Below are 1,493 nucleotides of genomic sequence, written 5' to 3'. Positions count from 1 at the left end.
TTACCCACTATTTTCGTGAGAAAATCAAATTAATTCTTCATTTTTAGAAGACACAAAATCTTTAAAACTTATTAAAATAATATTACTGCTGGCTTTAGCAAAATTCAAGGTCTCTTTCGTAAAACCGTTTTTCGAGAAAAGTATATAAAATTTATTCTCAAAATGAAATAAAGCCCCTTTATCCATAAGTTTTTTAACTACCAACATGTCTAGCAATGTATTTTGCCATTTGCATTCACCAAGAAGAATGTTTTTCTTATCGTAGGCTACTATATCGATTTCTTCTTCTATTTTTTTAATGGGGGTATTCCCCCACCACTTGCCAATATTTTCAAAAATGAACGGCAATTTACCCTCGACATTCATTTTCTTCAGGATTTCAACTGAAATGTCTTCAAAAATGGGGCCTATATACTCATTCATAAATGGCTTTATTTTATTTTTTATAACGAAATCCGCCAATCCCTGTTCGATTAATGCTTTGTTTTTAAAAACAAACCTATACCAAAATTTAAAGAAATTATCCTTAATCTTGAAAATACTACCCCTACTTTTTCTGCCTATTGGTTCAGGTTTTATTCTTTCAACGATCTTTAGATCAATCAAGGTTTCCAAATACTTAGCTACTTTGGAATTATCGAAACTGATTCTTGAGGAAATTTCATTCAATTTTCCGTTTCCTTCTGCTAAAGCTTCTAAAATAGAATTGTAAATCAAAGGCTCCCTTAATTCTTGTCTTAGCAAGAATATAGGTTCTTCGTTAAGATACGATGATTTAAATAATATTTTTTGTTTTATATTTTCATAAACGTCCACTTTTTCATCAAAGGTGACAAAGTATTGTGGTGTGCCCCCTAAAACTCCATATGTGTTGACTTGTTCCTCCCAAGAATATTTTGGGAAGAACTTTCGACTGTCAAAAAAACCAAAAGGGGTAATCTCAAATTGCGCGGTTCTTCTCCCATACAACGGACTTTTATAACCCAAAACTTCATTTTCCATAAAATTGACATATGAACCACAGATTATCAAAAATAATTTGGTGTCTTTCAAAGTATGATCTATCAATTTCTGTAAAATCGATGGGATACTACGATTCGCATTCACTAAATATTGGAACTCATCAATTACTATTATTAATCTTTCTTCTCTTGCTCTATTTGCAATAAAAAGAAAAGCTTCTTCCCAAGAATTAAACTCAGTTAAGCCCGTTAGATTGAAAAATGAAAAAACCTCTTTAGAAAATTTCTCTAATGAAAGACTATCTACTGATTCGTCGGCAACAAAAAATATAAAAGGCTTTTCTTTGCAGAACTTCAAAAGCAAGGTGGTTTTCCCAACCCGTCTTCTTCCATATACAACAACAAATTGGAATTTGTCTTCTTGGTACAATTTGTTTAAAGCGGTTAACTCTGGTTCTCTACCAATGAACATATAAGTCCCTCGATAACTAACTCATGAGTTACTAACTCGTGAGTAAGTAACTCTAAAGT

At 31.7% G+C, this 1,493-nt stretch carries 1 protein-coding gene; it reads right to left on the bottom strand.

All coding sequences use genetic code 11. The features are described from left to right. Positions 1–24 precede the first annotated feature (24 nt). A complete protein-coding gene (locus tag AA81_RS13990) occupies positions 25–1,434 on the bottom strand; it encodes an ATP-binding protein (RefSeq protein WP_103899377.1) in 1,410 nt (469 codons plus the stop codon). Positions 1,435–1,493 lie beyond the last annotated feature (59 nt).

Source organism: Petrotoga halophila DSM 16923, assembly GCF_002924615.1.
Note: the sequence above shows the minus strand (reverse complement) of the source record. Positions and strands in the feature narration are given on the sequence as shown.